Source organism: Actinomadura macra NBRC 14102 (genome assembly GCF_001552215.1).
Classification (GTDB): Bacteria; Actinomycetota; Actinomycetes; order Streptosporangiales; family Streptosporangiaceae; genus Spirillospora; species Spirillospora macra.
Genome location: NZ_BCQT01000010.1, coordinates 146,825 through 173,438 on the forward strand (window position 1 = coordinate 146,825; position 26,614 = coordinate 173,438).

General features: G+C 70.5%; 21 protein-coding genes. 7 read left to right on the forward strand and 14 right to left on the reverse strand.

The annotated features are described in order from the left end of the window. Window positions 1–52 precede the first annotated feature (52 nt). Entirely contained in the window at window positions 53–3,370 is a 3,318-nt protein-coding gene (locus tag AMA02S_RS17395; RefSeq protein WP_067459524.1) for a hypothetical protein, read from the forward strand. A 6-nt stretch (window positions 3,371–3,376) separates the two neighbouring features. Here the strand turns inward: AMA02S_RS17395 and AMA02S_RS17400 are convergent, their stop codons facing one another. Both AMA02S_RS17400 and AMA02S_RS17405 read right to left on the reverse strand, forming a co-directional pair. Next, window positions 3,377–4,336, reverse strand: coding sequence for a glycosyltransferase (locus tag AMA02S_RS17400; protein ID WP_245667619.1), 960 nt, complete (start codon window positions 4,334–4,336; stop codon window positions 3,377–3,379). Between the two features lie 238 nt (window positions 4,337–4,574). Beyond that, window positions 4,575–6,014, reverse strand: a complete 1,440-nt coding sequence (locus AMA02S_RS17405; protein WP_245667620.1) for an LCP family protein — start codon at window positions 6,012–6,014, stop codon at window positions 4,575–4,577. Window positions 6,015–6,145: 131 nt separating this feature from the next. Between AMA02S_RS17405 and AMA02S_RS17410 the strand changes: the two genes are divergently transcribed. Further along, window positions 6,146–7,087 (forward strand): DUF6177 family protein, encoded by a 942-nt coding sequence (locus tag AMA02S_RS17410; RefSeq protein ID WP_245667621.1) that lies wholly within the window; start codon window positions 6,146–6,148, stop codon window positions 7,085–7,087. 81 nt (window positions 7,088–7,168) lie between these two features. Beyond that, window positions 7,169–8,593 carry a DUF1266 domain-containing protein gene (locus tag AMA02S_RS17415; protein ID WP_067459533.1) on the forward strand — a complete coding sequence of 475 codons (1,425 nt, stop codon included), beginning with the start codon at window positions 7,169–7,171 and terminating at the stop codon, window positions 8,591–8,593. Window positions 8,594–8,781: 188 nt separating this feature from the next. On the opposite strand, the gene AMA02S_RS17420 is transcribed toward AMA02S_RS17415, so the two are convergent. The 3 genes from AMA02S_RS17420 to AMA02S_RS17430 all read right to left on the reverse strand — a co-directional run bounded on the left by AMA02S_RS17420 (window position 8,782) and on the right by AMA02S_RS17430 (window position 11,608). Continuing rightward, complete coding sequence (locus AMA02S_RS17420) at window positions 8,782–9,177, reverse strand: hypothetical protein (RefSeq protein ID WP_067459536.1); 396 nt, start codon at window positions 9,175–9,177, stop codon at window positions 8,782–8,784. Window positions 9,178–9,299: 122 nt separating this feature from the next. Further along, window positions 9,300–9,782 (reverse strand): hypothetical protein, encoded by a 483-nt coding sequence (locus AMA02S_RS17425; RefSeq protein ID WP_169806838.1) that lies wholly within the window; start codon window positions 9,780–9,782, stop codon window positions 9,300–9,302. Further along, a complete protein-coding gene (locus AMA02S_RS17430) occupies window positions 9,779–11,608 on the reverse strand; it encodes a MinD/ParA family protein (RefSeq protein ID WP_067459539.1) in 1,830 nt (609 codons plus the stop codon). The genes AMA02S_RS17425 and AMA02S_RS17430 overlap by 4 nt, the downstream gene beginning before the upstream one ends. Before the next feature lie 212 nt (window positions 11,609–11,820). Here AMA02S_RS17430 and AMA02S_RS17435 point away from each other — a divergent pair, with 212 nt between their 5' ends. Continuing rightward, window positions 11,821–12,666 (forward strand): hypothetical protein, encoded by an 846-nt coding sequence (locus AMA02S_RS17435; protein ID WP_157430648.1) that lies wholly within the window; start codon window positions 11,821–11,823, stop codon window positions 12,664–12,666. 70 nt (window positions 12,667–12,736) lie between these two features. On the opposite strand, the gene AMA02S_RS44715 is transcribed toward AMA02S_RS17435, so the two are convergent. The 7 genes from AMA02S_RS44715 to eccD form a co-directional block, all read right to left on the reverse strand. Beyond that, window positions 12,737–14,125 carry a S8 family serine peptidase gene (locus tag AMA02S_RS44715; RefSeq protein ID WP_084265255.1) on the reverse strand — a complete coding sequence of 463 codons (1,389 nt, stop codon included), beginning with the start codon at window positions 14,123–14,125 and terminating at the stop codon, window positions 12,737–12,739. 103 nt (window positions 14,126–14,228) lie between these two features. Continuing rightward, window positions 14,229–15,398 (reverse strand): WXG100 family type VII secretion target, encoded by a 1,170-nt coding sequence (locus tag AMA02S_RS41845; protein ID WP_157430649.1) that lies wholly within the window; start codon window positions 15,396–15,398, stop codon window positions 14,229–14,231. A 106-nt stretch (window positions 15,399–15,504) separates the two neighbouring features. Beyond that, the gene (locus AMA02S_RS17450) at window positions 15,505–15,876 is read right to left on the reverse strand and encodes a hypothetical protein (RefSeq protein WP_067459551.1); all 372 of its coding nucleotides are present in this window, start codon (window positions 15,874–15,876) and stop codon (window positions 15,505–15,507) included. Between the two features lie 160 nt (window positions 15,877–16,036). After that, a complete protein-coding gene (locus tag AMA02S_RS17455) occupies window positions 16,037–16,324 on the reverse strand; it encodes a WXG100 family type VII secretion target (protein WP_067459554.1) in 288 nt (95 codons plus the stop codon). Between the two features lie 43 nt (window positions 16,325–16,367). Continuing rightward, window positions 16,368–16,688, reverse strand: coding sequence for a WXG100 family type VII secretion target (locus AMA02S_RS17460; RefSeq protein WP_084265256.1), 321 nt, complete (start codon window positions 16,686–16,688; stop codon window positions 16,368–16,370). Window positions 16,689–16,930: 242 nt separating this feature from the next. Continuing rightward, window positions 16,931–18,340 (reverse strand): type VII secretion protein EccB, encoded by a 1,410-nt coding sequence (gene eccB / locus AMA02S_RS17465; protein WP_067459560.1) that lies wholly within the window; start codon window positions 18,338–18,340, stop codon window positions 16,931–16,933. Window positions 18,341–18,349: 9 nt separating this feature from the next. Next, window positions 18,350–19,747 carry a type VII secretion integral membrane protein EccD gene (gene eccD, locus AMA02S_RS17470; protein ID WP_067459563.1) on the reverse strand — a complete coding sequence of 466 codons (1,398 nt, stop codon included), beginning with the start codon at window positions 19,745–19,747 and terminating at the stop codon, window positions 18,350–18,352. A gap of 316 nt (window positions 19,748–20,063) precedes the next feature. On the opposite strand from eccD, the gene AMA02S_RS41850 reads away from it, so the two are divergent. Next, window positions 20,064–20,534, forward strand: coding sequence for a hypothetical protein (locus AMA02S_RS41850; protein ID WP_157430650.1), 471 nt, complete (start codon window positions 20,064–20,066; stop codon window positions 20,532–20,534). After that, window positions 20,534–21,469, forward strand: coding sequence for a hypothetical protein (locus AMA02S_RS17480; protein ID WP_067459568.1), 936 nt, complete (start codon window positions 20,534–20,536; stop codon window positions 21,467–21,469). Before AMA02S_RS41850 ends, AMA02S_RS17480 begins: the two co-directional genes overlap by 1 nt. Before the next feature lie 29 nt (window positions 21,470–21,498). Here the strand turns inward: AMA02S_RS17480 and AMA02S_RS17485 are convergent, their stop codons facing one another. Continuing rightward, on the reverse strand, window positions 21,499–21,954 hold the full coding sequence (locus AMA02S_RS17485) for a hypothetical protein (protein WP_157430651.1): 456 nt from the start codon (window positions 21,952–21,954) through the stop codon (window positions 21,499–21,501). Next, on the reverse strand, window positions 21,951–22,403 hold the full coding sequence (locus AMA02S_RS17490) for a YbaB/EbfC family nucleoid-associated protein (protein ID WP_067459575.1): 453 nt from the start codon (window positions 22,401–22,403) through the stop codon (window positions 21,951–21,953). The genes AMA02S_RS17485 and AMA02S_RS17490 overlap by 4 nt, the downstream gene beginning before the upstream one ends. Window positions 22,404–22,572: 169 nt before the next feature. Here AMA02S_RS17490 and eccCa point away from each other — a divergent pair, with 169 nt between their 5' ends. Further along, on the forward strand, window positions 22,573–26,547 hold the full coding sequence (gene eccCa / locus AMA02S_RS17495; protein ID WP_067459578.1) for a type VII secretion protein EccCa: 3,975 nt from the start codon (window positions 22,573–22,575) through the stop codon (window positions 26,545–26,547). Window positions 26,548–26,614 lie beyond the last annotated feature (67 nt).

Below are 26,614 nucleotides of genomic sequence, written 5' to 3' on the forward strand. Positions count from 1 at the left end.
CTTTGGTCCATGGACGTCATGGATTGACCCGACTCGACTGGGGGAGACGGGCGTGACCCCACCCAAGACTCCGGACACCCCGGACGACGAGACCGGTCGCGACGGTACTCCGGCCGAGCCCTCGGACGGGTTCGCGGCGCCCCCTCCGCCCCAATGGCTGGACGAGAGCCCGGCGTCGGGCGCGGACCTGCTGCCCGAACCACCGCCCGCGCCCAAGCCGACGCCGAAGCCCGAGCCCGCGACCGTGACCGATCTCGACCCGAGGACGGTGGACGGCACCGAGGGCGAGGCCGGGGGCGCGCAGGACATGACGATCAGCGGCGCCGACTTCAGCGGCGCCATGCAGACACAGGTGTTCAAGCAGGAACAGAAGCCGGAACCGGAACCGGAAGCGGAGCCAGAACCGGAGCCGCCTTCTCCCCCGGCCTCGGCGGCACCTCCGGCCACCTCGACCGACATCCCCGTCCCGCCCCCGTTCCCCTACGCGCAGGACGTCGCGGACGCGACGCAGGTCGACATGCCCGCCCAGCCGGCCCCGCCTCCGGCGGTCGAGGCAGAGCCTCCGGCGGTCGAGGCAGAGCCTCCGGCGGTCGAGGCAGAGCCTCCGGCGGTCGAGGCAGAGCCTCCGGCGGTCGAGGCAGAGCCTCCGGCGGTCGAGGCAGAGCCTCCGGCGGTCGAGGCAGAGCCCGCGGCGCCATCGCCCCAGCCGCCGGCGCAGCCGCCGCCTCCCGCGCAGCCGCCCGTCGTCGCAGCGGCGGCGGCCGCTCCCCCGCCGTTCCCCTACGCGCAGGAGATCCCGAGCGCCCCCACGCCTGCGGCGCCGGAGCCCTTCCCGTACGCGCAGGAGATCCCCGGAACACCCAAGCCGCCGGCTCCCGAGCCGTTCCCGTACGCCCAGGAGATCCCGGGCTCTCCCCGCCAGTCACCACCCGCGGCGGAACCGTTCCCGTACGCGCAGGAGATCCCGGGACGTCCGCAGCAGCCCGCGTACGAGGCCGCGCAGCCCGCGCCGGCGGCTCCCCCGCCCGCGATCGAGGAGCCGTGGCGCCTGCCGGGCCCGGGCAAGATCAAGCACAAGCGCAGCAAGAAGCCGCTGCTCATCGGGGTCGCCGGGCTGGCCGCGGCGGCGGTGCTCGGCGCCGGCGGCTTCTTCGTCGTGACGAACCTCGGCGGGGACGACGACGGTGGGGGCGCCGCGGGTGCCAAGCTCGCCGGCGCCGCGTTCCCGGTCGAGGCCGCGGCCCGCACCGACGGCCGTGACCAGGAACTGACCGGCGTCGCGGCGGTCGGCTCGACCGTGGTCGCGGTCGGTGGCGAGAGCGACGCGCAGAACTCCCGCGGCCTGTTCCTGGTGTCCGGGGACGGGGGCCGCACGTTCAAGGCCGCGGGTCAGCAGGGCCCGGACGGCGGCGCGCCGCGTCCCGGCGAGGTGCCGCAGGCGGTCGGCGGCTCGTCCGGCGGCTGGGTGGCCATCGGCACCCGGACGGGCGGCGGCGTGGTCTGGACGAGCGAGAACGGGCGGGAGTGGCGCCGCGAGCCCGACGCGGTCGGGAGCGTCTTCGGCGCCGGCAACCGCGTCCGCCGGATCGTCGCGACCGGCAGCGGTTTCATGGCCATCGGCGACAACTCCGCGAGGGGCGACTTCAGCGACGCCACGCCCGCGGTGTGGCTGTCGGCCGACGGGCGCCGCTGGGAGGCGCGCACCGGCGGGCAGATCGGACTCCAGGTCAGCAAGGGCAGGTTCTCGCTGGTGGAGGCCGCGGCGAGCGGCAATGTGATCCTCCTGGAGGGCCTGATCACGCCCGCTCCGAGGAAGCCGTCCTACCGGAAGGTCTGGCGCTCCGACGACGGCGGCCGCACCTGGTCGGCCTCGGACGTGCCGGTCCCCAAGGGCAGCCGGGGCCTGATCGTCGGCGGCGGCGAGGGCGGGTTCCTCGCGCTGCGCGAGATCAAGGTGGGCGGCCGGGGGTACGGCCAGGCGTTCACCTCCAAGGACGGCGCCAGGTGGCGGCAGTCCGGCAAGCTCGTGACGGCCGGGTACCTGCGCACCAGCCAGATCGTCGGGGACGGGCGGGGCTTCGCGGCCGTCGTCGTCCGCGGCCGTGACGTGCTGCTGTCCCGCACCGCCGACGGCGCCGCGTGGCGGGACGCGGGCGCCGCCGAGGTCAAGCCGGAACGCGAGTTCCGGGACGCGGCGCTCACCGGCGCCCGCACGATCCTCGTGGGCCGCGAGCCCGGCGGCGGCGACATGGATCCGATGCTCGGCGTCTTCGACGCGTCCGGGACCGCCGTCCCGGTGAACCTGGCGAAGGTGCCGGGGGCCGTCCGTCCTGACCACACGGTCCACTCCGTGGGCGCGACCGACGACCTGGCCGTCGCCGTGGGCAGCGCGTCCGGCGACGCGGCCGCCTGGACGTCCAAGGACGGCGGCACGTGGAAGCCCGCCCAGGGGCTCGGCGCCGCGTTCACCCGGCCGGGACCGCAGCAGCTCCTCGACGTCACCGGGGGCAAGGCGGGCTGGCTCGCGGTCGGGTACGACCAGGCGTCCCCCCGCCGCGCGCTCGTGGTCACCTCGGCGGACGGCGCGACCTGGCAGGCCGTCGATTCGGATGCGCCGTTCCGGGCGACGCGGAACGGGCTGCCCGGCACGGCCGCCGCCGCGTCCGGCCCCGGCGGGTACGTGGTCGTCGGCACGGAGGGGTACTCGGCGGTCGCCTGGTCGTCCGCCGACCTCAAGACCTGGGAGCGCGGCAGGAGCGGTGGCGCGAACGCGCTGGAGGGCCGCAAGGACGCCAGCCGGTGGATGCTGGACGTCACCTCCGGCACGTCCGGCTTCACCGCCGTGGGCGGGACCCGCGACGCCAACGGCAACCGCCCCGCGGTGTGGACGTCGCCGAACGGCAGGCAGTGGACGCTGCAAACCCTTCAGCTCCCGGGCAACGGCGTGACCGAAGGTCACCTGACGCATGTCGCCGCACGCGGGAACGTCCTGGTGGCCGCCGGTATCGGCGCGACGCCGCAGGGCCTGGTGTGGCTGGGCTACGTCTCGTCCGACGCGGGAAGGACATGGCGGCCGCTGACCGCCCCGGGCGGCGCCGCGGACGTCACCGTGACATCGCTGGCGGCGACGCCCAAGGGTTTCGCCGCGACCGGTACGACCATCCGGCAGGGCGCCACCGACGTCGTGTCGTGGACGTCCGCGGACGGCACGACCTGGAAGAGCGCGGCGCCCGGCGGCACCGGGCTCGGTGGTGACGGCGACCAGCAGATCTCCGGGCTGGCGACGTTCAAGAACAGCCTGCTGGGCGTGGGCCGCAGCACGGACGTCACGAACGACGAGCCCGTTCTCTGGACCCGGCCGATCCCCTGATCCCCGTCAAAGCGGAGGGCGGGGCGGGGACGGTTCCGTTGGACGGGCGTGCCGCGGCACGTACCGGTCGTTGGCGGGCAGCGGGGTGAAGGCGGGCGAGGCGCCGGCCCGGTCGCGTGAGCGGTTGCGGCGCGCGCCGTACGGCGCCACGAGCATCCGGTAGACGGGGCGCCGGATCACGGTCGGGACGAGGCGGTAGCCGCCGCGGACGACGACGTTGCGCCAGTACTGCGGGCGGGAGATGAAGCCCTCGCCGCGCATCGCGCGTTGCAGGCGCAACTCCGAACGCAGCAGGTCACGGCCTCCGCGGCGGGCGTACGCGCCGTCCCCGACCCGGTAGTAGACGAGCGGCTCGGCGAGGTTCACCACCCGCGCGCCCTGCGCGATCATCCGCGCGAACAGCCAGTAGTCCTCCATCAGCGGCAGGTCGCCGTAGCCGCCGACGGCGATCACCGCGCTGCGCCGGTAGACGACCGTGGGGTGGTTGAAGGGGTCGTGCAGCCGGGAGTAGCGGGCGATGTCGGTGGGGTCGCTCGGCGGGATGCGGCGGCCCACGATGTCGGCGGTGTCCGCACCGAACTCCAGCAGTCCGGCGCCGACGAGGTCGGCGCCCGCCCGCACCAGCGGGACCTGCTCGGCGAAGCGGTGCGGCATGGCGACGTCGTCGGCGTCCATGCGGGCGACGATGTCGTGCCGGGCGGCGTGGAGTCCGGCGTCCAGCGCGGGCCCGAGGCCGCGGTTGTGCTCCAGCGGGACGAACGTGACCTCGACCGGGCTGTCCACGACGAGGCTCCGCAGGCAGGCGGCCAGCTCGGGCGGGATCGGGCCGTCCTGGACGAGCACCACCTGGTCCGGACGGAGCGTCTGATGGTGGACGGCGCTATGGAAGGCGTCCCGGACGTACTCCTCCCGATCACCGCGGTACACGGTCATCAGCAAGGTGAAGGGTTCGGGCTGCATGTCCATGAGGCGGCAGGGTCCGTTCCGGGGGTCGGGGGGCACGGATCACCCGGCAGAGCCCGTGGCGGGGGGCGGCTCCTGAGGGCAGAGGTCGGGGGCTGGTGTCGGGTATGCAGTCGTACTTAAGACGCTTTGACACGGTTGATGGTGTGCGCGCCGCCACCCTACCGGCGTGCCACGTCCGTGACGCCTGCCTTGACTGGTTCTTCACATCCGCGCAACCTGGATGATGCAGCGTACTTTCTTACTTCTGTCCGCAGATGTCGCTGTCTGCACGGATCTCGCCCGCCACCTTCGGCAGCGCCGTCTTCGCACCGCGCAGGGCGGCCCCGTCCTTGCCGATGACGAGGTAGACAAGGCCCGGCCTGCCGCCCGCCCAGGCGCGCGGGGGATGGCCGGGCAGCGCGATGGCCAGCCGCGCGGCCTGCCGCTCGGCGCCCCGTCCGTACAGGATCTGGGTCCGCGCGGAGGACGACGCCTTGCGGGAACCGACCTTGACGATCTGGAACCCGCGCTCGCCGAGTTGGTCAGCCGTCCGCTGCCCGAGGCCGCTCGACGCCGTCGCGTTGTAGATGGCGACCCTGACCTGCGCCGGCGGGACGGGCTGTACCTGCGCGCCGTTCTGCTGCGCGGGGACGGGCGCGGGCGGCGCCGGCTCGGGCACCTTGTTGTCCTCGCGGACCGAACGAAACAGCGGCTCCGCCAGCGCCGGGTTGAACTGCACCCGGTTCTTGTCCTGCGGGAACGCCTGCACCGGGACGGTCACGAAGCGGACCTTGCCCGCGCTCATCCCGCGCAGGCTGCCCGCGAGCTTCTGCATCACCGACAGGGTGAGCCGGTCGTCGGCTTTGATCGATTTGGTGGCCGCGGACAGGAAGGCGAAGGTGCGCCCCGGGTCGGTGAGCATGCCCCGGTCCGTGGCCTTCTTGACCACCGACGCCATGAACGCCTGCTGCCGCTTGATCCGGTCGAGGTCCGAGCCGTCTCCCAGCACGTACCGGGTGCGGACGTAGCCGAGCGCCTGGTCGCCGTGCACGATCTGGCGGCCCTTCCGCAGGTGCAGTTCGGCCTTCGGGTCGTCGATACGGCGCGGGACGCAGATCTCGACGCCGCCGAGCGCGTCCACGACCCGCTTGAACCCGGAGAAGTCCACCTCGACGAAGTGGTCGATGTGGATTTTGGTGAGCGATTCGATCGTCCGCCAGGTGCAGGCCGGACCACCGGTCGAGAACGCCGCGTTGATCATTCCGAACTGCGGCGGGGACGAGCCGCCGCCCGGCTTCTTGCAGGGCGGGATGTTCACCATCGAGTCGCGCGGGAAGCTGATGCCGATCGCCTGCTCGCCGCCGGGCGAGATGTGCAACAGGATCGTCGTGTCGGAACGCTGCCCGGCCTCCTCGCCGTAGCGGGCGTTCTCCCCCGCGCGGCTGTCGGAGCCCATGAGCAGGATGTTCATCGAGTTGTTCAGCTTGGCGGGCCGGTTGTCGCCGAGCTTGCCGTCCACGTTCTCGCGGTCGATCTGGCCGTCCAGCCGCCGCCAGAACCCGTAGGCGGTGAGGCTGGCCACCACCAGCACCGCCGACATTCCGATCGACACCCAGCCGAGCACACGCCACAGACGCCCCCGCGCCGGCGGCTCCGGCGGTGGAGGGGCGTTGTCCGCGAGGTACACGGGAGACGGCACGGCAGTTCCCTGCATCCGTAACATTTGAGCACAGATAGGACACCAGCCACGCAAGTCACGGCAAAGTCGTCCGAGCAAGGTCATCCCGTGCTCCGGACGGGTGGTCCGGGGGCTACTAAACTCGGGCGACGATGAGCACCGTAGACGCACTGACCGACCAGGCCATGGTCGTGCTGCAGGACCGGCCGGTCGTGCCCCTCAGCGCATGGCTGGCCAGGGCCGTCGCGGACTGCACCGGTAGCGGGCGCACCCTCCAGCTCGTCACGCCCCTGGACTCCCGGCTGTCGCTGCCGCTGCGCACCACCGCCGCGGGTACCGGCGTGCAGTGGGTCGTCCGCAACGGGGACGGCTACTACGAGGGCCTCACCGGACGCCCGCTGAAATGGAGCGGCGCGACGTTCGTCCCCGTCCCCGAGGCGCGCGACTACGCCCCCGGATTCACCACCCGGCCCACCGCCCCGATCGGCGCGCAGCTCACCCTCGTCTACCGCATCCGGCACGGCGCCGAGGGCGACCTCAGTGGCCCCGTCGAACGTCTCCTCACGCTCCTCACCGGCAAGCCGCCCGCCGGGGTCGGTCCCGCCGAGCCGCTGGAGCACCCGTGGCGCGGCGACCGGCTCACCGAGTACGCCCGCGCCCGCGCCACCTCCCGGCTGCTCGTCATCGGCGACGGCCCGCGCCCCGCCCAGGCGATCTGCGACTTCACCACCACCGAAGGCGGCGCCGTCGCCGAGGTCACCACCGTCACCGTCGGCTACGCGCCCGCCGACCCGCCGCCCCTCCAGCACCTGTCCTCCCTGGTCGGCGCGCTGGCCGCCGACCAACCGGTGGCGTCGCTGTTCGTCCAGCTCACCCCCGGCCGCGCCGACCTCACCACCGAACCCCGCTGGACGGGCGCGGCCGCCCCGGTCGCGCTCGCCGTCACCGGCACCGTCGGCGGCCCGAACGGCATCCCCGGCCAGCAGGTCGGGCCCACCCGCGCGCCGATGACCCTCTTCCCGCTCGGGGACGGCCGCTCCCAGGACGGCTGGCAGCGGCACAGCCTGCTGATGCAGCACCTCCAGTCCGCCTAGCCAGCAGAACCCGGCCACCTCGCCACATCCGCGACATCACTGGGATGATCATCAGGTAACGGATGAGGTACGGTCCTGCCCATGGAACAGGCCCGCCGCCTCGATGCACTCGAGCGGGCCGTCGCCGGGACCCTCGCCGAAAGGTCGTTCGGATTCGACGGGGACAGGGCCGTCCTGCGAATCGAGGGATCGCTCGTCCTGACGAACGGCTGGTTCGCCTCCCTCGGCGCCGGCGGCGTCGTCCTGCTCCTGCTCGGCGCCGTCCTGTCGCTCACCGGTTTCCAGGACGAGGCGCGCTGGGCCCTCGCCCCCGGCGCGGCGCTGCTCACCTTCGTTCTCGGCCTGGTCCTGCTGCTGCGCTTCACGCCCCTGACCGCGCTGTGGCCCCGGCTGGAACTGCGCTTCGCCGAACGCGCGATGGTCCACCGCCGCACCCGCGTCCCGTTCAGCGACCTGCGCCCCGAACACCTGGTGTGGAAGAACGGCCGCTTCTTCCGGCGCCTGTACGTCCGTCACCCCGCCCTCCGCAAGCAGCTCGCCGGGTTCTTCGAGAGCGAGCAAAGGCAGGCCGCCGAGTTTCAGGACAAGCTCTGGGAACTGATCCACGCCCCGGACACCCGCAACGCCCTCGCCCACGGCGCCCTCACACCCGTCCAACGCTGGATCATCGGTGCGGGCGCCCTGTACGGCGCGATCAACGGGTTCCGCCTCGACCGGCTCGGCACCGCCCCCGGCGAGTCCGCCGGAGCCGCCGACCGCCGCACCGCCCAGGAGTTGCTCTACGAGCCGTGGGGCGCCCACGACCTCGAACAGCTCCTCGGCGCCGTCAACTGGCTCGTCCAGGACGGCCACCGCGCCGACTTCACCCAGGACGCCGCCCTCGCCGCCCGCACCCCCGCCGAACGCGAGGAGTACGCGACGCTCCTCCAGGAGGTCGACGAACTCATCGCCCGCGACATCCTCGAACCACCGTTCGTGGAACGGCTGATCGAACTCGTCCGCATCCGCTACGGGACGCAGGGCGCCGCGTACACCCGTCTCGTCCCGCCCCTGCTGCGCGACGAGCCCGGCGCCGACGCCGGAGCGGAAGGCGCCGAGCTGGGCCGGTTCCTGCACCGGCTCTTCAACGACCGCCGGCACGCCGCCGAAGAACTGCACCGTCTGAAGACCCTGGAGGACCCGGCGGTCCGCGCCAACGTCGGCCGGTTCCTCATCTGGGACTACGGCCGTGCCTTAGTGCTCTACCGCTTCGGCCACATGGTCGGCTGGCTCACCGAAGAGTACTGCTGGGAGCGCATGCTCCCACTCGCGCTCGACATTCAGCGCCGCTACACGTCCTGGCAGGACATGGCGACCTGCTATCTCCAGGGCCGCCTGCTGTGGTCCGGTGGCGGAGGCGAGGCCCAGGCCGAGTACGAGCGCCTGGTCGCCGAACTGTCCACCGACCAGCGCAGCCCCTGGAACCTCGTCCCCTGGGCCCACGACCTGACCCGCGACTGGCCGTAGTCATTCGCAATCCCGGCTGTATTGATGACAATCCCGGCCCAAGGGGACTCGCCTGGCGGCTCGCCCCTTGACCGTGCTTGGGCGAGCGCGACATCGCTTCGCGATCTTCCCGGTGGGGCTTGCCTCCGGCTTCGCCCCACCGCTCAGGTAGCGCGCTCGCGCGGCGGCTGAGGCCACTCAAGGCCGGCCTAGTTCGGCAGGGCGCACTCCTGGGAGTCCTTGTTCACCTTGTCCTGGTCCTTGCCCTCGATGTTCTTCGGGATGAGGACCGGCAGGCTGGGGTTCGGCTCGGGCATGTCGTACCCCTTCCTCTCCATGCACGCGATCGTCCGTTCGATCGCCTTCAGCTGCGCCGGCGTCAGTCTCCGGGCCCCCTGGGACGGGGCGCCGCTCGGGATGCCGCCCGGCGCGCCCGGGTTCAGGGTCGGTGCGGTCGGAGGCGGGGGCAGTTCACCGGACCCCGTGGAGTTCCCGGAACCGCCGGAGCCCTTCGAGCCGGCGGAGTCCTTGGAGTCCGACCCGCAGCCGGCGGCGCCCAGCACCAGGGCCACAGCGATCACCGGAACCGCGCAACGCTTCATCATGACGACCTTCCTGCCGGCTGCGGAGCATGCGCCGGTGGGCACACTTCGTGATCTTGACATGTCGAGAAAAGACCCTAGGGGATGCCGGTCATGACGGTGCCGGATTCGTCGCGAAGCGGCAGTCAGCCGCCGATGACCCCGTCGTGGTACGCGGCGCCGCCCGGGGCACCCGCGGACGCGTCGCCGGGTCCGGCGCCCTCCGCCGGGGCGTCGTGGTCGCTCGCCTTCCAGCTGCGGGCCGGGGCCTCGATCGGCCCGTCCGGATAGACCGTCCCGCCGAGCCAGTGGACGAGGGAGTCGGCGAACCTGCGCGCCACCCGCATCGCCTCGGGCACGTCGGCGACGGCTCGCACGTCCACCCACCAGACGGGCGCGACGACCCGGGCCGCGAACTCCGCGCCCAGCAGCCGCCCGATCTCGCCCGGCACCGACACCTGCACCGCGTCCTCGATCGAGACCAGCAGCCGGCCGCCCGCGTCGTACAGCCGGGTCGGCTGCGGCTCGCCGCCGCGCAGTTCCAGCCGCTCCCCCATGGCGATCATGCCGTCGGCGACGGCGTGCACGTCGGGGCGGCGCCGCACCAGGGCGACCAGGTCACTGCTCATCGGGACACCCCCGCGGTGAGCGAACGCGAGAAGACCTCGTGCACGACCCGGATCACGGCGGTGCGCGCGGCGGCGGAGATCCTCGACATGTCCACGGAGCCGCCGGTGGCAAGGTGCCGGTCGTAGGGGATGAACACGACGGGCAGCCCCCACGCGCTGAGCATCTGGTGGGCCCGCTCCAGGTCGGCGCCCACCTGCGGGGCGTGCGACACCATCGCGATGACGGTGCGGGCCAGCAGCGCCTGCTGGTCGTTGCCCGCGAACCACTCCAGCGCGCCGCGCGCGCTCAACGCCCCGTCGACCGTTCCCGGCGTCACCAGGACGAGGCCGTGCGAACCGGCGATCACACCACGGTTCAGCTCGGTGAGGATGCCCGCGCCGCAGTCGATCACCGTGGCGGACAGGTACCTGGTGACCAGGTTGAGCGCGTGCTGGAACGTCTCCAAGGTGAACTCGCCCGCGATCCGTCCACCCCGGGTCGACGACAGCACGAACAGCCCGTCGGCGGTCCGCGACAGGAACCGCGCGGCCTCCTCGAACGAACGCGGGTTCTGCCCGGCCAGGTCGAACAAGGACAGGTCCGACCGGACACCGAGACGCAGCGGCAGCGAGCCGAGTTCGGCATCGGCGTCGGCGGCCAGCACCCGGTCGCCGCGGTGCCGCGCCAGCTCGGTCGCCAGCAGCGCGGCCATCGTCGTCTTGCCCGCGCCACCGCGCACGCTGGCGACCGCGATCTGCCGCGCGCTCGGTACCGGATGCTGCATCAGCTCGGCGAACGCCGCCATCCCCCGGACGTTCCCTGACCCGCCGCCCACCGCCTTGAAGACGCCCTGCCGCACCCGGCGCCCCAGCGGGTCGCCGTGCTGGTTCTTGCGGACGAGTTGCTCGGCCGGGATCTGCGCCTGAGGATCGTGCGGGCCGGCCGCCGGCCCCTGGCCGGGACCAGGTGCCTGAGGCTGGACGGATTGCGCGGCGCGGGCAGACGCGGCGTCGGGAACGTTCTGCACCCCGGGCGACTCCGCCGTCCCCACACCGGGCATCGGGCTGACCGCCGCCGCCCAGTCGAAGTCGGGATGGACGAGCGGCTCGGCGGGCGACTGCTCGTTCGCAGGCGGCGCGGCCGACAAAGGCTCGTGCACCGATTGCTGTGGCGCCGGCTGCTCATAAACCGGCTGCTCTGGCGCGGGCTGCTCGTAGACCCGTTGTTCTGACACCGGCTGCTCATACACCGGCTGCTGATAGACCCGTTGATCTGACACCGGCTGCTCTGGCGCCGGCTGCTCCTGCACTGACTGCTCGTACACCGGCTGCTCTGGCACTGACTGCTCTGGCACTGACTGCTCTGGCACTGACTGCTCTGGCTCCGGTCGGGCGGGCAGCTGCGGTGCGGCTGGCGGTGGAGGCAGCGCGGGCGACGGCGGAGGAGGCGGGATCTCGTCGCCGCCGCTTTCGACCGCCGGGAAGGAAGGCGCCTGCGGTGGGGGCGGAAGCTCCTCACCCGCTTCCTGAACCGCCGGAGGGGGCGAGGCCAGGGAGGCGACCGGAGCGGGCGGCGGCGGGGCGGGCGGCGGCGGGAGCTCCGCGCCCTCCTGTGACAGCGGGAAGGACGGTGTCTGCGGAGGTGCCGTCGGCTGCTCCGCCGGGGACTGCGAAACGGCCGCCGCCGCGTTCGACGCGGCGGGCGGCTGGTCAGGGACGGACCGCGGCGGCGCCTCGGCACCCCAGGCGGCCCGGGGCGGAGCGAACGACGTCTCGAACACCTGGAATCCCTGGTGCGGAACGCCGATCTCGCGCAGGACGGCCTGCTGCCAACTCGAGTCGGACACCTGCCTCCCCTCTCCTTCGCAAGCCTACGAGACACTCGTCACCTCACGCACCGCCGTTGGTCCGTCAGGCCCGTCCCGCAGGGGGGTGCGCCGGTCTTGCGAACGTTCCCACCGGCAAAGACGTGGGATATCCGGTGAAATCACCATGACCATCCCGCTAGTCTTGCCGGACCTCAATCGGCCCCCCGCACGTGATTCAGCCCGGAGCGCTCATGAACCCCCCTGAATGGCCCGGTCAGCAACCTGGCCAGCCGGGATTCCCTGCCGCACCGCCGCCCGCGCCCCCGCGGGCGCCCATCGGCGCGCCGCTGCCCGGCCCCCCGATGCCCGGTCCTCCCATGCCCGGTGGCTTCCCGCCGCCCCCGCCGCGCCGAGGCGGCGGCGGTGCCGCGGTGCCGCTGCTCATCATCGGTGCGGTCGTCGTGCTGTCCCTGGTCGGCGTGGGTGCCTTCGTTCTGCTGAAGGACGACGGCGACGACAACCGTCCGGCCGTGACGCTCCCCTCGCCCACCACGCCCCTGTTCACCGCGCCGTCCGTCGAGCCGAGCCCGACGACGTCCAGCGGCGGAACGACGTCCGACCCGTCCAGCGTGCTCTCGGTGACCGTCCGGACCGCGCAGGGCAACACCTTCACCCGCGCGGGGACCCGCACCGAATCGTGCATCACCCGCGCCAACAGCAAGATGCTGTCGGAGTTGAGCACCAACCCGTGCATCGGCAGCATGTACTCGGCGGTCTACGCCAACCCGTCCAAGACCATCATCACGGCCATCTCGATCGCGAAGTTCGCCAGCCCGTCCGCGGCGAGCAGCGTCGGCAACGCCACCAACCAGCAGGGGTGGCCGAAGCTGCTCACCCCGTCCGACGCCAGCGGACTCCCGCAACCCCGTGCGAACCCGGCCTACTGGACGCGCACCTGGACCCGCGGCTCGAACGTGATCTACGCCCAGTCGTACTGGTCCAGCGGCGGCCCGACCGGCGGCCGCACCGGATCGGTGTTCACCACCGCCGGTGAGATCGGCGTGGAGATCACCAACACGCTCCTCTGGAGCAGCTGACACTCGGCGCCCGCTTACCACCACGGGCACGGGCGGTCTTCCGCCCGTGCCCGTATCGCGTTCTGTGGACCTACCCCCGAGGCGCCTGTGGAGGCCCGCCGTCACGTGGCGGCTGCCACGGCTGCGCGGGTGCCTGCGGCTGGTACTGCGGCGGTCCCTGAGGCTGACCCGGCTGGCCGTACGGCCCAGGTCTGCCCGGCTGCATCGGCGGCGGGAAGTCGGGCCGCCCACCGGACGGCTGCATCGGCGGCTGAGCCTGCCCGAACCCCGGCGGCACACCGGGCCCGAACCCGGACCCGGGCGGAGGCGGTCCGGGCGGGCCGCCCCTCTTACGCCGGGTGAAGAAGAACGCGAAGACGCAGATCCCGATCCCGACGGCCGCGATGGCCGCGTAGCCGATGATGTCGCCGGTGCCCAGGCTGTCCGACTTCGGCTTCGCCACCGGTGAAGCACTGGCCTTCTTGTTCCTCTTCGCCCACCGGTCGTAGTCCTCGAAGACGGGATTCGCCGTCCCCTTCGGAACCCGCCCAGTGAGCACCCGGTTGGGCCGGATCACTCCGTAGCCAGTCCGGTTGTCCTTGCCCTTGGCGTCAAGGTCGAGCGCGGACGCGATGAGCTGCCGCACCATCTCACGGTTCGACATGTCGGGAAACCTGGCCCGCAGCAACGCGATCGCCCCGGATGTCAGCGCGGACGCTGCGCTTGTACCGCTACCGCTGGACAATTGCCCGTTCCTGACGACCACGGCGATTCTCTCACCGGGCGCCGATACCATCACATACGGTTGACGTTGTGTCTTCTCCCACGCCCTGCTCTGTGCACTAATGGCCCCTACCGCCAGGACACCCTTGCAGTTGGCCGGAGAGTTGGAGGCGTTGGCGCCGGCTCCGTCATTGCCTGCGCCCGCGACCACGATCGCGTCCTTGTCCAGTGCGTAAGCGACAGATTGCTGCAAATCATCAGGACAGGTACCGGGTACCGCCTGGGACAAGTTGATGACCTTGGCTCCACGGTCCGCCGCAAAACGAATTCCCTTTGCATAGGCGGTAGTACTCTGGGCCACGATCGGAAGGATCTTGGCGTCGGGCGCGACACCGAGGAAGCCCGTCCTGCTTCCCTGTGAGGCGATCAGCGATGCCATGGCGGTGCCGTGGCCTTCCAACTCGCCGGTGTCAGAGTCGGTCCGGCCGTCCCCGCCACCGTTCTCCGCGTCCATCCCGGAGAGCACCACGTCACCCAGATCAGGCACATTCGCCTGGATGCCGGTGTCAATTACCGCGACGGTAACGCCCTTGCCTTTGGTGGCAGGCCAAAGGAGATTGTCTACTCCCCACGATGTGAACCACCATTCCTGAGGCAGGGGACGGGCCGACGCCGCGGCCGCTCCAGGTGCGGCAAGCCCTCCTAGAAAGAGCAAGGCAAGGCTCGCGCTAACCAGTTTTTGCCGTCGCTGCCGCATCGGCACTCCTCGTCGCAAGCGTTCGGTTCCACAAAAGCATAGGCAGGACAGGTCCAGCCTGTCCTGCCTATGCCGTCAGCCCAGCTATCACCACAGCTCAACGTCAGCCGATGACGGGTGGCGCGGTGTCGTCGTTACCGCCCCAGACATCCTCGTCCTCGGTCAGCCACGTGCTGCGCTCGCGCTCCTCGCCGTCACCACCACCGTGGCCGCCGGCACCCATGGGCATGCCCATGCCGGACATCCCACCGCCCTTGCCGAGGCCGGCGGCGCCGCCCATCAGGCCGCCGGGCCCACCGAGGCCACCGCCGAGGCCACCGCCGGGACCGCCGCCCAGGCCGCCTGCGCCGAGACCGCCACCGGGGCCGCCGCCAAGTCCGCCGCCGCCCGCGCCGGGACCGAGCCCACCGCCGCCACCGCCGGGGCCGGGTGGCAGACTGGCCAGGTCCGTGCCCGGACCGCCAGAGCCGCTACCGGGACCGCCGGGCAGGTTGGGTCCGCCACCGGGACCGTTGGGCCCGCCCGGACCGCCGGGGCCGTTCGGCAGGTCAGGCCCGCCTCCGGGACCACCCGGACCATTGGGGCCGTTAGGCCCGTTGGGGTTGTCCGGGCCCTTGGGGATGTCGGGTCCGCCGCCGGGTCCCTTCGGCAGGTCGCCGCCACCGGGGCCACCACCACCGGGCATCTTCGGATTCTTCGGACCGCCACCCGGCTTTTCTGGCGTTTGCGGCAGATCCTTGTCCATGACGCTGGGGTCGGGCATGTCCTGGCGGATGTCCGCCGGGAAGTTGTTGTTCGAGTTCTTGGTGCCGTTGTTGATGGCGTCCATCACGTCGTCGGCGGCCCAGTTGTTGCCGATCAGGCCCGCGATCGCGGTGGGAGCGGTGACGGGGTTGATCGCCATCGCGCGCGCGCCCCAGTTCGCGACGTCCTTGACCCAGCTGTCGTTCGCGCTGCCGGAGCCGTAGGACTGCTTCCACTGCCGCTGCTGCTTCGCGTGCGTCGTCAACGCGGTGCCCGTGTTCGAGGCCTTGGTCTCGATCTCCTGGGCCTGCCGGTAGGCCTTGTTCATCTGGTTCATGGCCTTCTCGGCGTCATCGCCGCCCCAGGCCTCGACCATGCGCTTCGACTGGTTGTAGATGAGGTCGACCGACTCGTTCATCCGCTTCGACAGCCCGTTGTACGTGGTCGCCCCGGTGTCGAGCTTCTCCGGATGCATGCTGTCGACGATCTGCTTGACCTTGTCGAACTGGTCTTCCCAGACCTTCAGCATCCCCCAGCCGCCGGTGCCCTCGCCACCGGTCTGGATGTTGTCCTGCCTGATCTTCTGGTTCTGCTTGGTCACCAGCGCTCACCCCTCGTCATCACGTCTGTGCCGGTCACGTGTAGTTGCCGGGAGACCCCGCGTTCTGGACACCGTGCTTGGAATTGTCGTCCGCGTTACGGTGGGTCTTCTCCGAATTGCGGATCGCCTGGATCACGCTCTCGTACGCGGTGATGAACTGGGTGTAGGTGTTGCCGATCTGCATCTTCGCGGCGGAAACGGTGCCGTAAAGGCTGCGGCCCGCGGTGTAGTTTCCGAGCGATGCCTCGCTCGGTGAGTCGTCCTCTAGCTTGTCGTCATAGCGCAGACTCTTCAGCGCGCGCAGATCCTTCTCAAGCTTGTCCGCGATGTCCTTGAGGGTGTCGTGGTGGACACCGATCTCCTTGCCGCCCGTCGACGGCAGGCTGTTCGGGTGGGGGGGTGCCATCTTCGCTTACCTCCTGTCAGCCTCTTGCCCCCTGAGCGGCTGTGTCTGGGAGACAAGACGGCACAGCTCTGGTCTTCGTTTGGGGTGAAGCGAGCCCCGGCCGTAAACACGGCCAGGGCCACCTCACGCCGGCGTCCAGCGGACGGGGTCGAACCTGCGGTCAGCCCCAGATGCCCGAGTTGGAACGCTCCGCCTGCTGGTAGTTGTCGTGCGCGTCGCGGATGGCGAGACCAAGCTGTGCAACGACGTTCTGCATGTCCTTGGCGGCGCCGTCCCACTGCTTCTGGAACACCCAGTAGGCCTCCTGCGCGGAGCCCTCCCACTCGTTGAGCTTCGTCCGGAGCTTGCCCTCCAGGTCGTTCAGCTCGTCCATCAGAGCGCGCGCGGCCTTGCTGAACTGTGCCTCGCCCTCGGTCAGGCCACCGAAATTGGCCCTCGTGTAGCTCATGTTTCCCCTTCTCCAGCCGTCGTCACCTAAATGTGAGAGTTGCTCAGGTAGAGCCGTTGAGCAGGGCCTGAACCTTGTTCACGGCCTGCTCCGACATCTCTTCCTTGGACTCGTAGGTGATCTTGGTCTGGACGAGGCTCTGGTGCATACCCTCCAGGGCCCGCAGCACCTTGCCGAAGTCCTCGTTGAAACGGTTGAACACCGTCTCGAAGGCCATCGAGGCGTTGCCCTCCCAGGCGCCACGCACCTGCTGCTTGTGGCCCTCAAGCTGGGTCTGCAACCCCTTGATGATGTTCGCGGACGCGTCAATGTCGTCCGCGGCCTGCTTCATGGATGCTCTGTTGACGGCAGACTGCTGCCCCATCAGTCACCTCCAGTGACTTGTACCGTGACCCGCGGTCGTGAGCTGGGCATAGACGCCGGGTCAACGCCTTAAGCCCCCGTTTCGGCAGCGCAAAGGACCCTGAGGCCGGTGATGGCGGGGGGTCGCACCGCAGAGTAACCCACACTTTAGGTGTCGTACCTCATGCTGTCCATCCGTTTCACATGACGATTAGACGCAATCAGCCCTCTAGTGGTTTCGCATCGTTGCCGAAGTCTTCACAATCAGTTCCCCGGCGGCGTCGTGGCACCGACTGGTGCCGTGACGGCGGCCGGGTCGAGGACCGGGCCCTGGGCGATGAGGTCGAGGACACCCGCGGGCACCTTTGAGGCGTTGCCGGGCAGTGCGTATCCGAGCTTCTCGGCCGTCTCATTGTCCTTGATGGGGAAACGTTTTCCCTCGGCCACCAGGTAATAGGTGTTGACCTCATTCGCCTTTCCCGGACTCGGGACGCGGCCGGCCAGTGCCGCGCTGCCGGGCGGGAACACCAGCTGGTCGGCACCGGTCGGCTGGGCGGTGTCGGGCGGGGCCGGCAGGTCGCCGCCGAGGGTGAGCGTGGCGTCGGAGTTGCCGCTCGGGTCGGAGTACACCGCGCACAGCGGGCTCGTCTCCTTGAACGGGACGATGCTCGGCGCCTTGCCCTCCAGCTGACGGTCGCGCAGCGGACGCGCGGACTGCGGCGTCGTATTGACCCGGCCCGCGTCGACCTCGATGGGACGGACGGGCTGGTTCCCGTACGCCTTCCGGATCTGCGGGTCGGCGACCAGGAGATCCCGCTGCAACGGGGTGACCTGCGCGAGGCCGTCGCTCACCAGGACGTACGAGGACGTCGCGCCGGAAGCCGTGTGCACACTGAAGATCTGGCCGACCCTGCCGTTGCCGAGCGGACCCTGAGCGGGCTGGCCGAGGGCCGGGAGCTGGGGGGCGGCGAAGTCGGGGCCCTGCGTGACGGAGTTGAGCCACTTGCCGGCGATCTGGGTCGCGCCGGCGCCGAGCGTGGTCAGCGCGTACTGCGGCATCCGCATCCGGGTGTTGCGCCAGATCAGCCAGTTCTGCCCGTCCGCGGCGACGACCATCGCCTGGTCGGAGCGCAGTTCCGTGCCGCCGACCCGGCGGCCCGCGGTGAGCGTCACCATCGACCGGCGTCCGAGGGAGGTGCTCTCGACCGCCCGCACGCACACCGCCCACGGCGCCCGGGTCAGCTTCTTGGAGTCGGGGAGGGTGTTCGGGGCACCGGCAATACCGATCGTCGGGCCGCGTTCGTATTTGGTGAGAGAATTGCTGGACACCGTCCGGCGGCTCTTGGCGTCGGCGCCGGCGACGAGCCGCGCGGATACGTAGTTGCTTACCGGACACAGCTTGCCGTTCTCGCACCATACATAACGCGCACCGGTCTCCTTTTCGACTATCAGCATTCCCGCTTTCTCCAGCCCGGTGGCGCCGCCCGGACGGATGATTCCGAAAATGCCGAAAGCCGCCATGCACAGGATCCCGATCATGATGCCACTGAACGCGGCGATGTTCATCCTGCGCAGCGGGAGTTCGGGATTGTCGGGCTCGCCGGAGACGAGCGCGAGCGACGCTCGCTGGCTCATCAGGCGGTGTGCTTGCAGAAGGTCCTTGCGAGTCTGCACGCGGCGCTCCTATCCGGCGAGCCCGCGCATGTACGCGAACAGCCCGCACTCTCCGAGGGCCAGCGGGATGAGGGCGATCAGCAGGAACATCTCCAGGATGTCGCCCGCGCGGTTCCAGAACGGCGACGGCCGATGGCCCGGAAGCCACAGGCCGACCCCCACCACGATGGTGGTCGCCGCCACCAGGGGAAGGAGCGCCCCGGCGGCCATGGTCAGCGGGGACGCGTCCCACGCGAGCGCGATGGCCAGCACCCCGAGGCCGACCATGCCGGGCACCAGCAGTGCCAGGCGCTGGACGCGACCGCGGAACAACCGGGAGCGCAGCAGCAACAGGACGGAGATGACCGCGGCGGTGACCGGCCCGAGCCACCCGTCGCGGAACGCCGACGGGATCTGCCCGAGGATGCCCACGAGTCCAAGGCCCACGGTGAAGCCGGTGATGAACCGGTCGGCCCGCCCGGTGCGGGTCAGCACCTGCTGCCCGTCCACCATGATGGTGTCGCGGCGCAGATCCTCCGCGCTCTGCGGTACCGGCGGCAGCGTGACCTTGGAGAACCGGAAGGCCAGCGTGGGGGTGAGCGGCGTCAGCATCATCGCGACCACGACCACGACCGCCGCGATCCCGGCCGCCGACAGGTTCTCGAACAGCAGCGCGACGCCGGAGCCGGCGGCGCCGAGGAAGCCGCCGACCACCGAGCCCCAGAACACCGAGGCCCCGTCGGTGACGCCCACGGCCGCGATCACCGCGACGAGCGCCAGGACGCCGAACCCCGCCAGGGTGTTGAGCGCGTCCAGTTCGGTGAAGGCGTGGTCCCGTGCCGGACCGAGCAGCCCCGCGAGGAAGGCGTGCGGCAGCGCGGCGAACGCCAGCACCGTCCCGGCCTTCGCGTCGCCCGCCGCCCGCGACGCCACCACGGCCCCGACGATGAGCAGCAGGCTGATCACTCCGGCGGCCGCGGCGGGGACGATCCAGGACGGTCCGGCGAGCAGGATGATGGCGGCGGCGAAGGCCGACCCGCCCGCCCCGACGCCGAGGGCGAAGGCCCGGGTCCATTCGGGACGCCAGCGGTCGCGCCGGTCCTTGACGGCCGTCGCCACCACGTCCGCCACGTCGTCGAACGCCAGCTCCGGAAGCTGTGACATCCCCGGCCGCAGGTAGAGGATCTCCCCGTCACGCAGGCCCGCCTGCGCGGGGGTCGCCGCACCGTCGAAGGGCGCCTCGTCCAGCCGTTGCAGGACCCACCCGCCGTGGGCCAACCCGGCGTCGGCCATCTGGCTGCCGGAGTAGTGCAGGATCGCCGGGAAGAACTGGGCGAAGGGCACATGGGCGGGGAGCGAGATATCGATGCGGCGCTTGGGGGCCACCACCGTGACCCTGCACAGCTCCGCCCCGGTGACTGAAGCCACTGAACTTCCTCACGTGTAGGCACGGCCCCATTGGGAGCATCCGGACACCGGCGAGAACCGTAACAACATAGACCGCTCGACCCGGCCCCCGCGACCGGCCCGAACGTCACAGTTCGACGTTGCCTGCGCCTTCCGGGTTCCGAAGCAGCGGCCGAAACCGGAGTAGTGCAGCGTCCGAATGACCGCGATCTGGATAACTCTCCGGTGTCCTCTGCTCTCGTTACCGTAGCCTTGCAGACCGGCCGCACAGGGCCGTCAATGTCGAGTCAGGCAGCCGGCTCCATCGAGCGTTCCCCTCCCGGAATGGAGACTTTCCTTGGGCGAGAACAAAGTCGCCAAGTTCCTGAACGGCCCGAACCCGAACCTCGCCCCCTCACCTTCGGCCCCGGGAAGCAACGGGACGAGCAGCGGGGGCGGAACGAAAAGCGGGACGCCGTCCCCCACTCCCGGACCCACGCCCACGACGACCGGGGGAGGCAAGACGAGCGGCGAGGTGCGGTTCGCACCCGACGAGCTGAAGAAGCTCGGCGCCGCCGTCGAGAAGGAGCTCATGGAGCTGTTCAAGCAGGCGCGTTACAAGCTCGACGCCGAGCCCCGCGACGTCCAGCCCGACGCCTACACGATGTTCGCCATCTCCGCCGCGCTGACCTACACGCAGATGATCGAGTTCGCCGACCAGGATCTGATCGACAAGAGCAAGCACGCCATGGAGATCAACGACCGGCTGGTCAAGACGGCCGGGATCCAGGAAGAGGCCGAGCGCGCGTCCACCCTCGGCGGCATCTGATGTCCGCCGAGGCGCTCGACGCCGCCGAAGGGCTCGCGAAGGCCGCCTACTTCGAGTCCCTCTGGGTGGCCGTGGTCATCCCGGCGGCGATCCCGATCGTGCCGATCATCTACCAGGCCCAGGGCAATCCGGGGAAGCTGTGGCGGGCGGCCGACGGCTGGAAGGACATGGTCGACCAGCTGGAGAAGTCCCAGCAGAAGATCGAGGAGCTGTCGCGGCTCGTCGCCCAGAGCCAGTGGGCGGGCGACGACCGTGTGGCCTTCGAGAAGAAGATGAACGACTACTCCGACCAGATCGACTTCGCCATCGCGATGGCGTGGTCGGTCATCGCGGCGCTGTACGTCCTGGCCGTCCTCATCGGGATCTTCATCTACCTGATGTTCGTCATCATGACGCTGCTGACGATCTTCGCCACGGCGATCGTCATCGCCGCGGGCACCATCGTCGGCGCGCCGGCCGCACTGGAACTGGAAGCGCAGGCGAACCAGTTCGCCTCGATGGCCTACCGCGTCCTCAGCGTCGGCTCGAAGGTGATCGAGAAGACCTCGACAGGGGTTGCGTACATCTGGAGTGCGCTACTCGCCATAAACATGACCGGTCAGGCGTTCAACGGGAACACCGACGTCCTGACGACCTTTGTGAAGGCGGGCTTGAACGGTGCGGACGACATGCTCAAGGGCGCGCTTGCATACCTGCTCACCAAGCGCACCGCGGAGGTCTTCGGGGCTAACCCCGCCTCGCGATGGGGCGTTCCACTCTCTTCCCGGGTCGCGCCGCTGACCACCGGCGAAAAACTGGCCGCCGGTCTGGGGACCGCTGACACGCTCGACGGATCGAACGTGCTGGCCACTCCCTGGGCGAACACGGGCGACTCCTACGGCAGCGAGGACGACGCCGGACGGAAATATGTCGACGAGACCCAGCCGCACCGCTGAACCAGGCCTGGCCCGGACCACGGGCGCCATCAATCGTGGTCCGGGTCACTGAGGATCGCAGGGTCTTCTTCCAGCCACCTGACCCAACGCGGAAGCATGCGCATCGGGGGGTGGATGGCATAGATGGTGCCCACAGTGAGGCTGCACAACGCCAATCCGATGACTGGAACCATCAGCAACAGTGGCACCGGATCGAGGAGTGCGTTCAAGCCCCCGAGCGCAACCATCAGCAGCGCCGCGCCCGCCTGCCACGGCACGGCGAGTGGCATGAATCGCGACTTGTAGCGGTCGGGATACCAGGCGCGCCACCGGCCCTGGAAAGCCAGGATTCCGGCCACGATGGCGCCGACCAGAACGACCACGATGACGACGGCCGCCAGGGCCACCGGCGGCCTGTCCGTGACACTCTCTCCACCTGCGGCCGTCCAGGTCTTTGCTGCGCCAGCGCGGGCCAGGAGCAGGGTGGTGTCTGGTCGCGCGGTCATCGGCTGGTGGGGGGTAGGCCGAGGTTGCGCTGGAGCTCTTCGATCATCGCCTGGGAGCGCTGCCCCACCTGCTCGAACATCCCCTGCATCTCGGTGAGCGACTTCTTCAGCGCGTCCTGGTCCTTGAGCGCGTCCATGGGGTCGGTGGTGTCGCCGTACTCCCTGGACGTGATCTTCTTTACCTGCGCGTCGAGATCCTGGCGGGCTCGCCGTGCGGTCTCCTGGAGCGCGGCGGCCAGGTCCTCGGCCCCCATCCGCAGCGCGCGCGGATCGATCCTGATCTCCGCGAGCGGGTCCTCGGCGGTGCTCGTGATCGCGACGCGTCCGTCCGCCGATTCGGCCCGTCCCTGGAGTCCGGCCATCTGTTCGCGGACTAAGGCGAGCTTGGCCATCCGTTCCTGGGACTGGCGCATCAGGTCCCCGAGATCGAGGCCCTCTGGTCCGAACATTGGATTCTCCCCGCGGGATTTACCGTTGCCGAGTCGGTGGCGAAAATAGTCCCATAATCGGGTGTACGGCGTCTCGGCCGTACAGGATGATGATCACGGGTGTGCGGGGGCGTATGACCCGTATGATGACGGGTCGCGACGCCTGACGTCCACGAGGGGAGCCCTGCCAGTGAGCACCGTACTGGTCCGGCGGAAGGAACGGCGCAAGCCGCCGGAGATGCCACGGGGCGAGGTCCTGCTGGAGTCGCCGCCGGAGTTGCCGGAGGTCGTCACCGACGGTTTCCGCAATGTGCTGACGTTCCTGCCCATGGCCGCGGGCTCGGGCGCGATGGCGTTCATGTTCCTGAACCCCAACTCCAACCCGCTGCAGATGGTGGCGGGCGGGATGATGGGCCTGTCGATGTTCGGCATGATGTTCAGCCAGGTCGGGCAGCGCAGCGGCGAGCGCAAGTCCAAGCTGAACGGTGAGCGGCGCGACTACCTGCGCTACCTCGGGCAGGTCCGGGCGAAGGTCCGCAAGGCCGCCGCGCAGCAGCGCGAGGCGCTGGAGTGGTACAACCCCGATCCGGCGCGGCTGTGGTCCATCGTGATGAGCTCGCGGCTGTGGGAGCGGCGCCCGGACGATGCCGACTTCGCGCAGGTTCGGGTGGGTGCCGGGCCGCAGAAGCTGGCCGTCCAGCTGATCGCGCCGGAGACCAAGCCGATCGAGGACCTCGAACCGATGAGCGCGGGGGCGCTGCGGCGGTTCATGCGGACGCATTCGACCGTTCCCGCGTTGCCGGTTGCGATCAACCTGCGGTCGTTCTCGCGCATCTTCCTGTCCGGGGATGTGGACGCGTCGCGGGGGATGCTGCGCGCGATGCTGATGCAGATCGCCTCCTTCCACTCCCCCGATGACGTGCGCGTCAGCGTCTGCACGTCGCAGGAACGGCTGCCGAACTGGGATTGGCTGAAGTGGCTGCCGCACGCCCTGCACCCCACCGAGCACGACGCCGCCGGGCAGGTCCGGCTGATCGCGCCGACGATGACGGAGCTGGAGGTGCTGCTCGGCCAGGAGATCAAGGACCGCGCCCGGTTCGTGGCCGGACGCCCGTCCAGCGACCTGCCCCTGCACGTGATCGTGGTGGACGGCGGCATGGCGTCCTACGACTCGCAGATCGCCGCCGACGGCATCGAGGGCGTCTGCGTGATCGACCTCGCGCAGACCGTCGGCTACACCACCGAGGCCGGGACGCTGCGGCTGAACGTCACCGCCGACCGCGTCCACATGCTGCGCAAGGACCGGGCGGGCAAGGACGTCCCGACCTCGATCGGCGCACCCGACAAGGCGGGCATTCCGCAGGCCGAGAGCCTCGCCCGTCAGATCTCCCCCTTCCGGACGAGCGCGAACGACACGACCGAAGAAGAGGACGTGCTGTCGGGCAACATGACGCTGACCTCACTTCTCGGCGTCGAGAACGCCTACGCCGTCGACCCGGCGCGGGTGTGGCGGCCGCGCGCGCAGCGCAACCGGTTCCGGGTGCCGATCGGCCTGGACGCCGAGGGCCGTCCCATCGAGCTCGACATCAAGGAGTCCGCGCAGGGCGGCATGGGACCGCACGGCCTGTGCATCGGCGCCACCGGGTCCGGCAAGTCCGAGTTGCTGCGCACGCTCGTCCTCGGGCTGGCGATGACGCACGCGCCCGACATCCTCAACTTCGTCCTGGTCGACTTCAAGGGCGGCGCGACCTTCCTCGGGATGGACGGCCTGGAGCACGTCTCGGCCGTCATCACGAACCTGGAGGACGAGCTGCCGCTGGTCGACCGCATGTACGACGCGCTGCACGGTGAGATGGTGCGCCGCCAGGAGTACCTGCGTGCCATGGGGAACTACGCCTCGCTGCGCGACTACGAGAAGGCGCGGCTGGACGGCGCGAACCTGCCGCCGATGCCAACGCTGTTCCTCGTCCTGGACGAGTTCTCCGAGTTGCTGTCCGCCAAGCCCGACTTCGCCGAGCTGTTCGTCATGATCGGACGGCTCGGCCGCTCGCTCGGCGTCCACCTTCTGCTGGCCTCGCAGCGGCTGGAGGAGGGCAAGCTCCGCGGGCTGGACACCCACCTGTCGTACCGGATCGGCCTGCGGACGTTCTCGGCGATGGAGTCCCGGGTGGTGCTGGGCGTGCCCGACGCCTACGAGCTGCCGCCGGCCCCCGGCAACGGTTACCTGAAGTTCGCCACCGAACCGATGGTGCGGTTCAAGGCCGCGTACGTGTCGGGCCCGGTGGACGAGCAGCCCAAGCAGGACGAGGGCAGGCAGGGCAGCCAGATCGCCGCGCAGATCGTCCCGTATCTGCCGGGCTACATCCGGCCGCAGGTGATCGAGCAGCAGGCCGAGCCCGAGCCCAAGCCGGAGGAGAACAAGAACCAGGCGTCGCTGTTCGACGTGGTCGTCGGGCAGCTCGCCGGGCACGGCGCGCAGGCCCACCAGATCTGGCTGCCGCCGCTGGACGAGCCGCCCGCGCTGAACGAGATGCTGCCGCAACTCCAGGTCACCCAGGAACACGGCCTCACCACGGCCGGCTGGGAGGGCCGCGGCAAGCTGTACGCGATGGCGGGCATCGTCGACAAGCCGTTCCACCAGCGCCGCGACCCGTACTGGCTGGAGCTGTCCGGCGGCGCCGGGCATGTCGGCATCGCGGGCGGCCCGCAGAGCGGCAAGTCCACCACGATCCGGACGCTGATCGCGTCGCTCGCGCTCACCCACACCCCCGCCGAGGTGCAGTTCTACTGCCTGGACTTCGGTGGCGGCGCGCTGGCCGCGCTGGCCGAACTGCCCCATGTCGGCGGCATCGCCACCCGGCTGGACGCCGACCGGGTCCGCCGGACGGTCGCCGAGGTCAGCGGCCTGCTGGAGCAGCGGGAACGGGAGTTCGCCGAGCGCGGCATCGACGGCATCGCGACCTACCGGCGGATGCGCGCGTCCGGCGAGCACCCCGGCGACGGCTACGGCGACGTGTTCCTCGTCGTGGACAACTGGCTGACGCTCCGCCAGGACTACGAGGCCATGCAGGACACCATCACCCAGCTCGCGGCGCGCGGCCTGGGCTACGGCATCCACGTGATCGCCTCGACCAACAAGTGGACGGAGTTCCGCAGCAACGTCCGCGACCTGCTCGGTACCAAGCTCGAACTGCGGCTCGGCGACCCGTACGAGTCGGAGATCGACCGCAAGCTCGCCGACAACGTCCCCGAGGGTCGTCCCGGCCGGGGCCTGTCCCGCGACGGGTTCCACTTCCTTACCGCCGTCCCGCGCATCGACGGCGGCGGCGCCGACGAGTCGCTGAACGACGGCGTCCTGAAGATGTGCCAGGCGATCACCGAGGCATGGCACGGCCAGCGCGCGCCGCAGGTCCGGATGCTCCCGGACGTCCTGCCGCTGTCGTCGCTGCCGTCCCCCGCCGAGACCGGGATGCGCATTCCGATCGGTATCGACGAGGACACGCTGTCGCCGGTCTACCTGGACTTCACGCAGGACCCGCACTTCCTGATGCTCGGTGACGCCGAGTGCGGCAAGTCCAACCTGCTCCGGCACATCGCCACCGGCATCACCAGCCGCTACACCCCGGACCAGGCGCGGATCATCTTCATCGACTACAGCCGGTCCCTGCTGGACGTCGCCAACACCGAGCACCAGATCGGCTTCGGCGCCTCCGCGCCCGCCGCGACGTCCCTGGTCAACGACATCCGCGGCGCGATGATGCAGCGCCTCCCACCCGCCGACCTCACCCCCGACCAGCTCCGCTCCCGCTCCTGGTGGACGGGCTCCGAGCTGTTCCTCATCGTCGACGACTACGAGATGGTCGCCACGTCCGACAACCCCCTGCGCCCGCTGGTCGAGCTGCTCCCGCAGGCCCGCGACATCGGCCTGCACATCATCCTCGCCCGCGCCATGGGCGGCGCCGGACGCGGCATGTTCGACCCTGCCCTCACCCGCATCAAGGAGATGGCCTCACCGGGGCTGCTGATGTCCGGCAACAAGGACGAGGGCATACTTCTCGGCAACGTCAAGCCCCACAAGCTCCCCCCGGGTCGCGGCTACCACATCGACCGCCGCACCGGCACCCGCCTGATCCAGACCGTCCACAACGAGGAAGCCGGCCGGTAGAGCCCGGTTGTTCCGCCGCCGGGCCCGGTGGCATGATCTACGCCCAGGAACGCTCCCGACGATTGAC

Coding starts and splice junctions, on each gene's coding strand:
- AMA02S_RS17420 (WP_067459536.1), bottom strand. CDS start 9,177: ATGATGAAGCGTTGCGCGGTTCCGGTGATCGCTGTGGCCCTGGTGCTG.
- AMA02S_RS17485 (WP_157430651.1), bottom strand. CDS start 21,954: ATGACCGCGCGACCAGACACCACCCTGCTCCTGGCCCGCGCTGGCGCA.
- AMA02S_RS17415 (WP_067459533.1), top strand. CDS start 7,169: ATGGAACAGGCCCGCCGCCTCGATGCACTCGAGCGGGCCGTCGCCGGG.
- AMA02S_RS17435 (WP_157430648.1), top strand. CDS start 11,821: ATGAACCCCCCTGAATGGCCCGGTCAGCAACCTGGCCAGCCGGGATTC.
- AMA02S_RS17480 (WP_067459568.1), top strand. CDS start 20,534: ATGTCCGCCGAGGCGCTCGACGCCGCCGAAGGGCTCGCGAAGGCCGCC.
- AMA02S_RS17490 (WP_067459575.1), bottom strand. CDS start 22,403: ATGTTCGGACCAGAGGGCCTCGATCTCGGGGACCTGATGCGCCAGTCC.
- AMA02S_RS17425 (WP_169806838.1), bottom strand. CDS start 9,782: ATGAGCAGTGACCTGGTCGCCCTGGTGCGGCGCCGCCCCGACGTGCAC.
- AMA02S_RS41845 (WP_157430649.1), bottom strand. CDS start 15,398: ATGCTGAAGGTCTGGGAAGACCAGTTCGACAAGGTCAAGCAGATCGTC.
- AMA02S_RS17450 (WP_067459551.1), bottom strand. CDS start 15,876: ATGGCACCCCCCCACCCGAACAGCCTGCCGTCGACGGGCGGCAAGGAG.
- AMA02S_RS17455 (WP_067459554.1), bottom strand. CDS start 16,324: ATGAGCTACACGAGGGCCAATTTCGGTGGCCTGACCGAGGGCGAGGCA.
- AMA02S_RS44715 (WP_084265255.1), bottom strand. CDS start 14,125: ATGCGGCAGCGACGGCAAAAACTGGTTAGCGCGAGCCTTGCCTTGCTC.
- AMA02S_RS17460 (WP_084265256.1), bottom strand. CDS start 16,688: ATGGGGCAGCAGTCTGCCGTCAACAGAGCATCCATGAAGCAGGCCGCG.
- AMA02S_RS17410 (WP_245667621.1), top strand. CDS start 6,146: ATGAGCACCGTAGACGCACTGACCGACCAGGCCATGGTCGTGCTGCAG.
- AMA02S_RS17400 (WP_245667619.1), bottom strand. CDS start 4,336: ATGGACATGCAGCCCGAACCCTTCACCTTGCTGATGACCGTGTACCGC.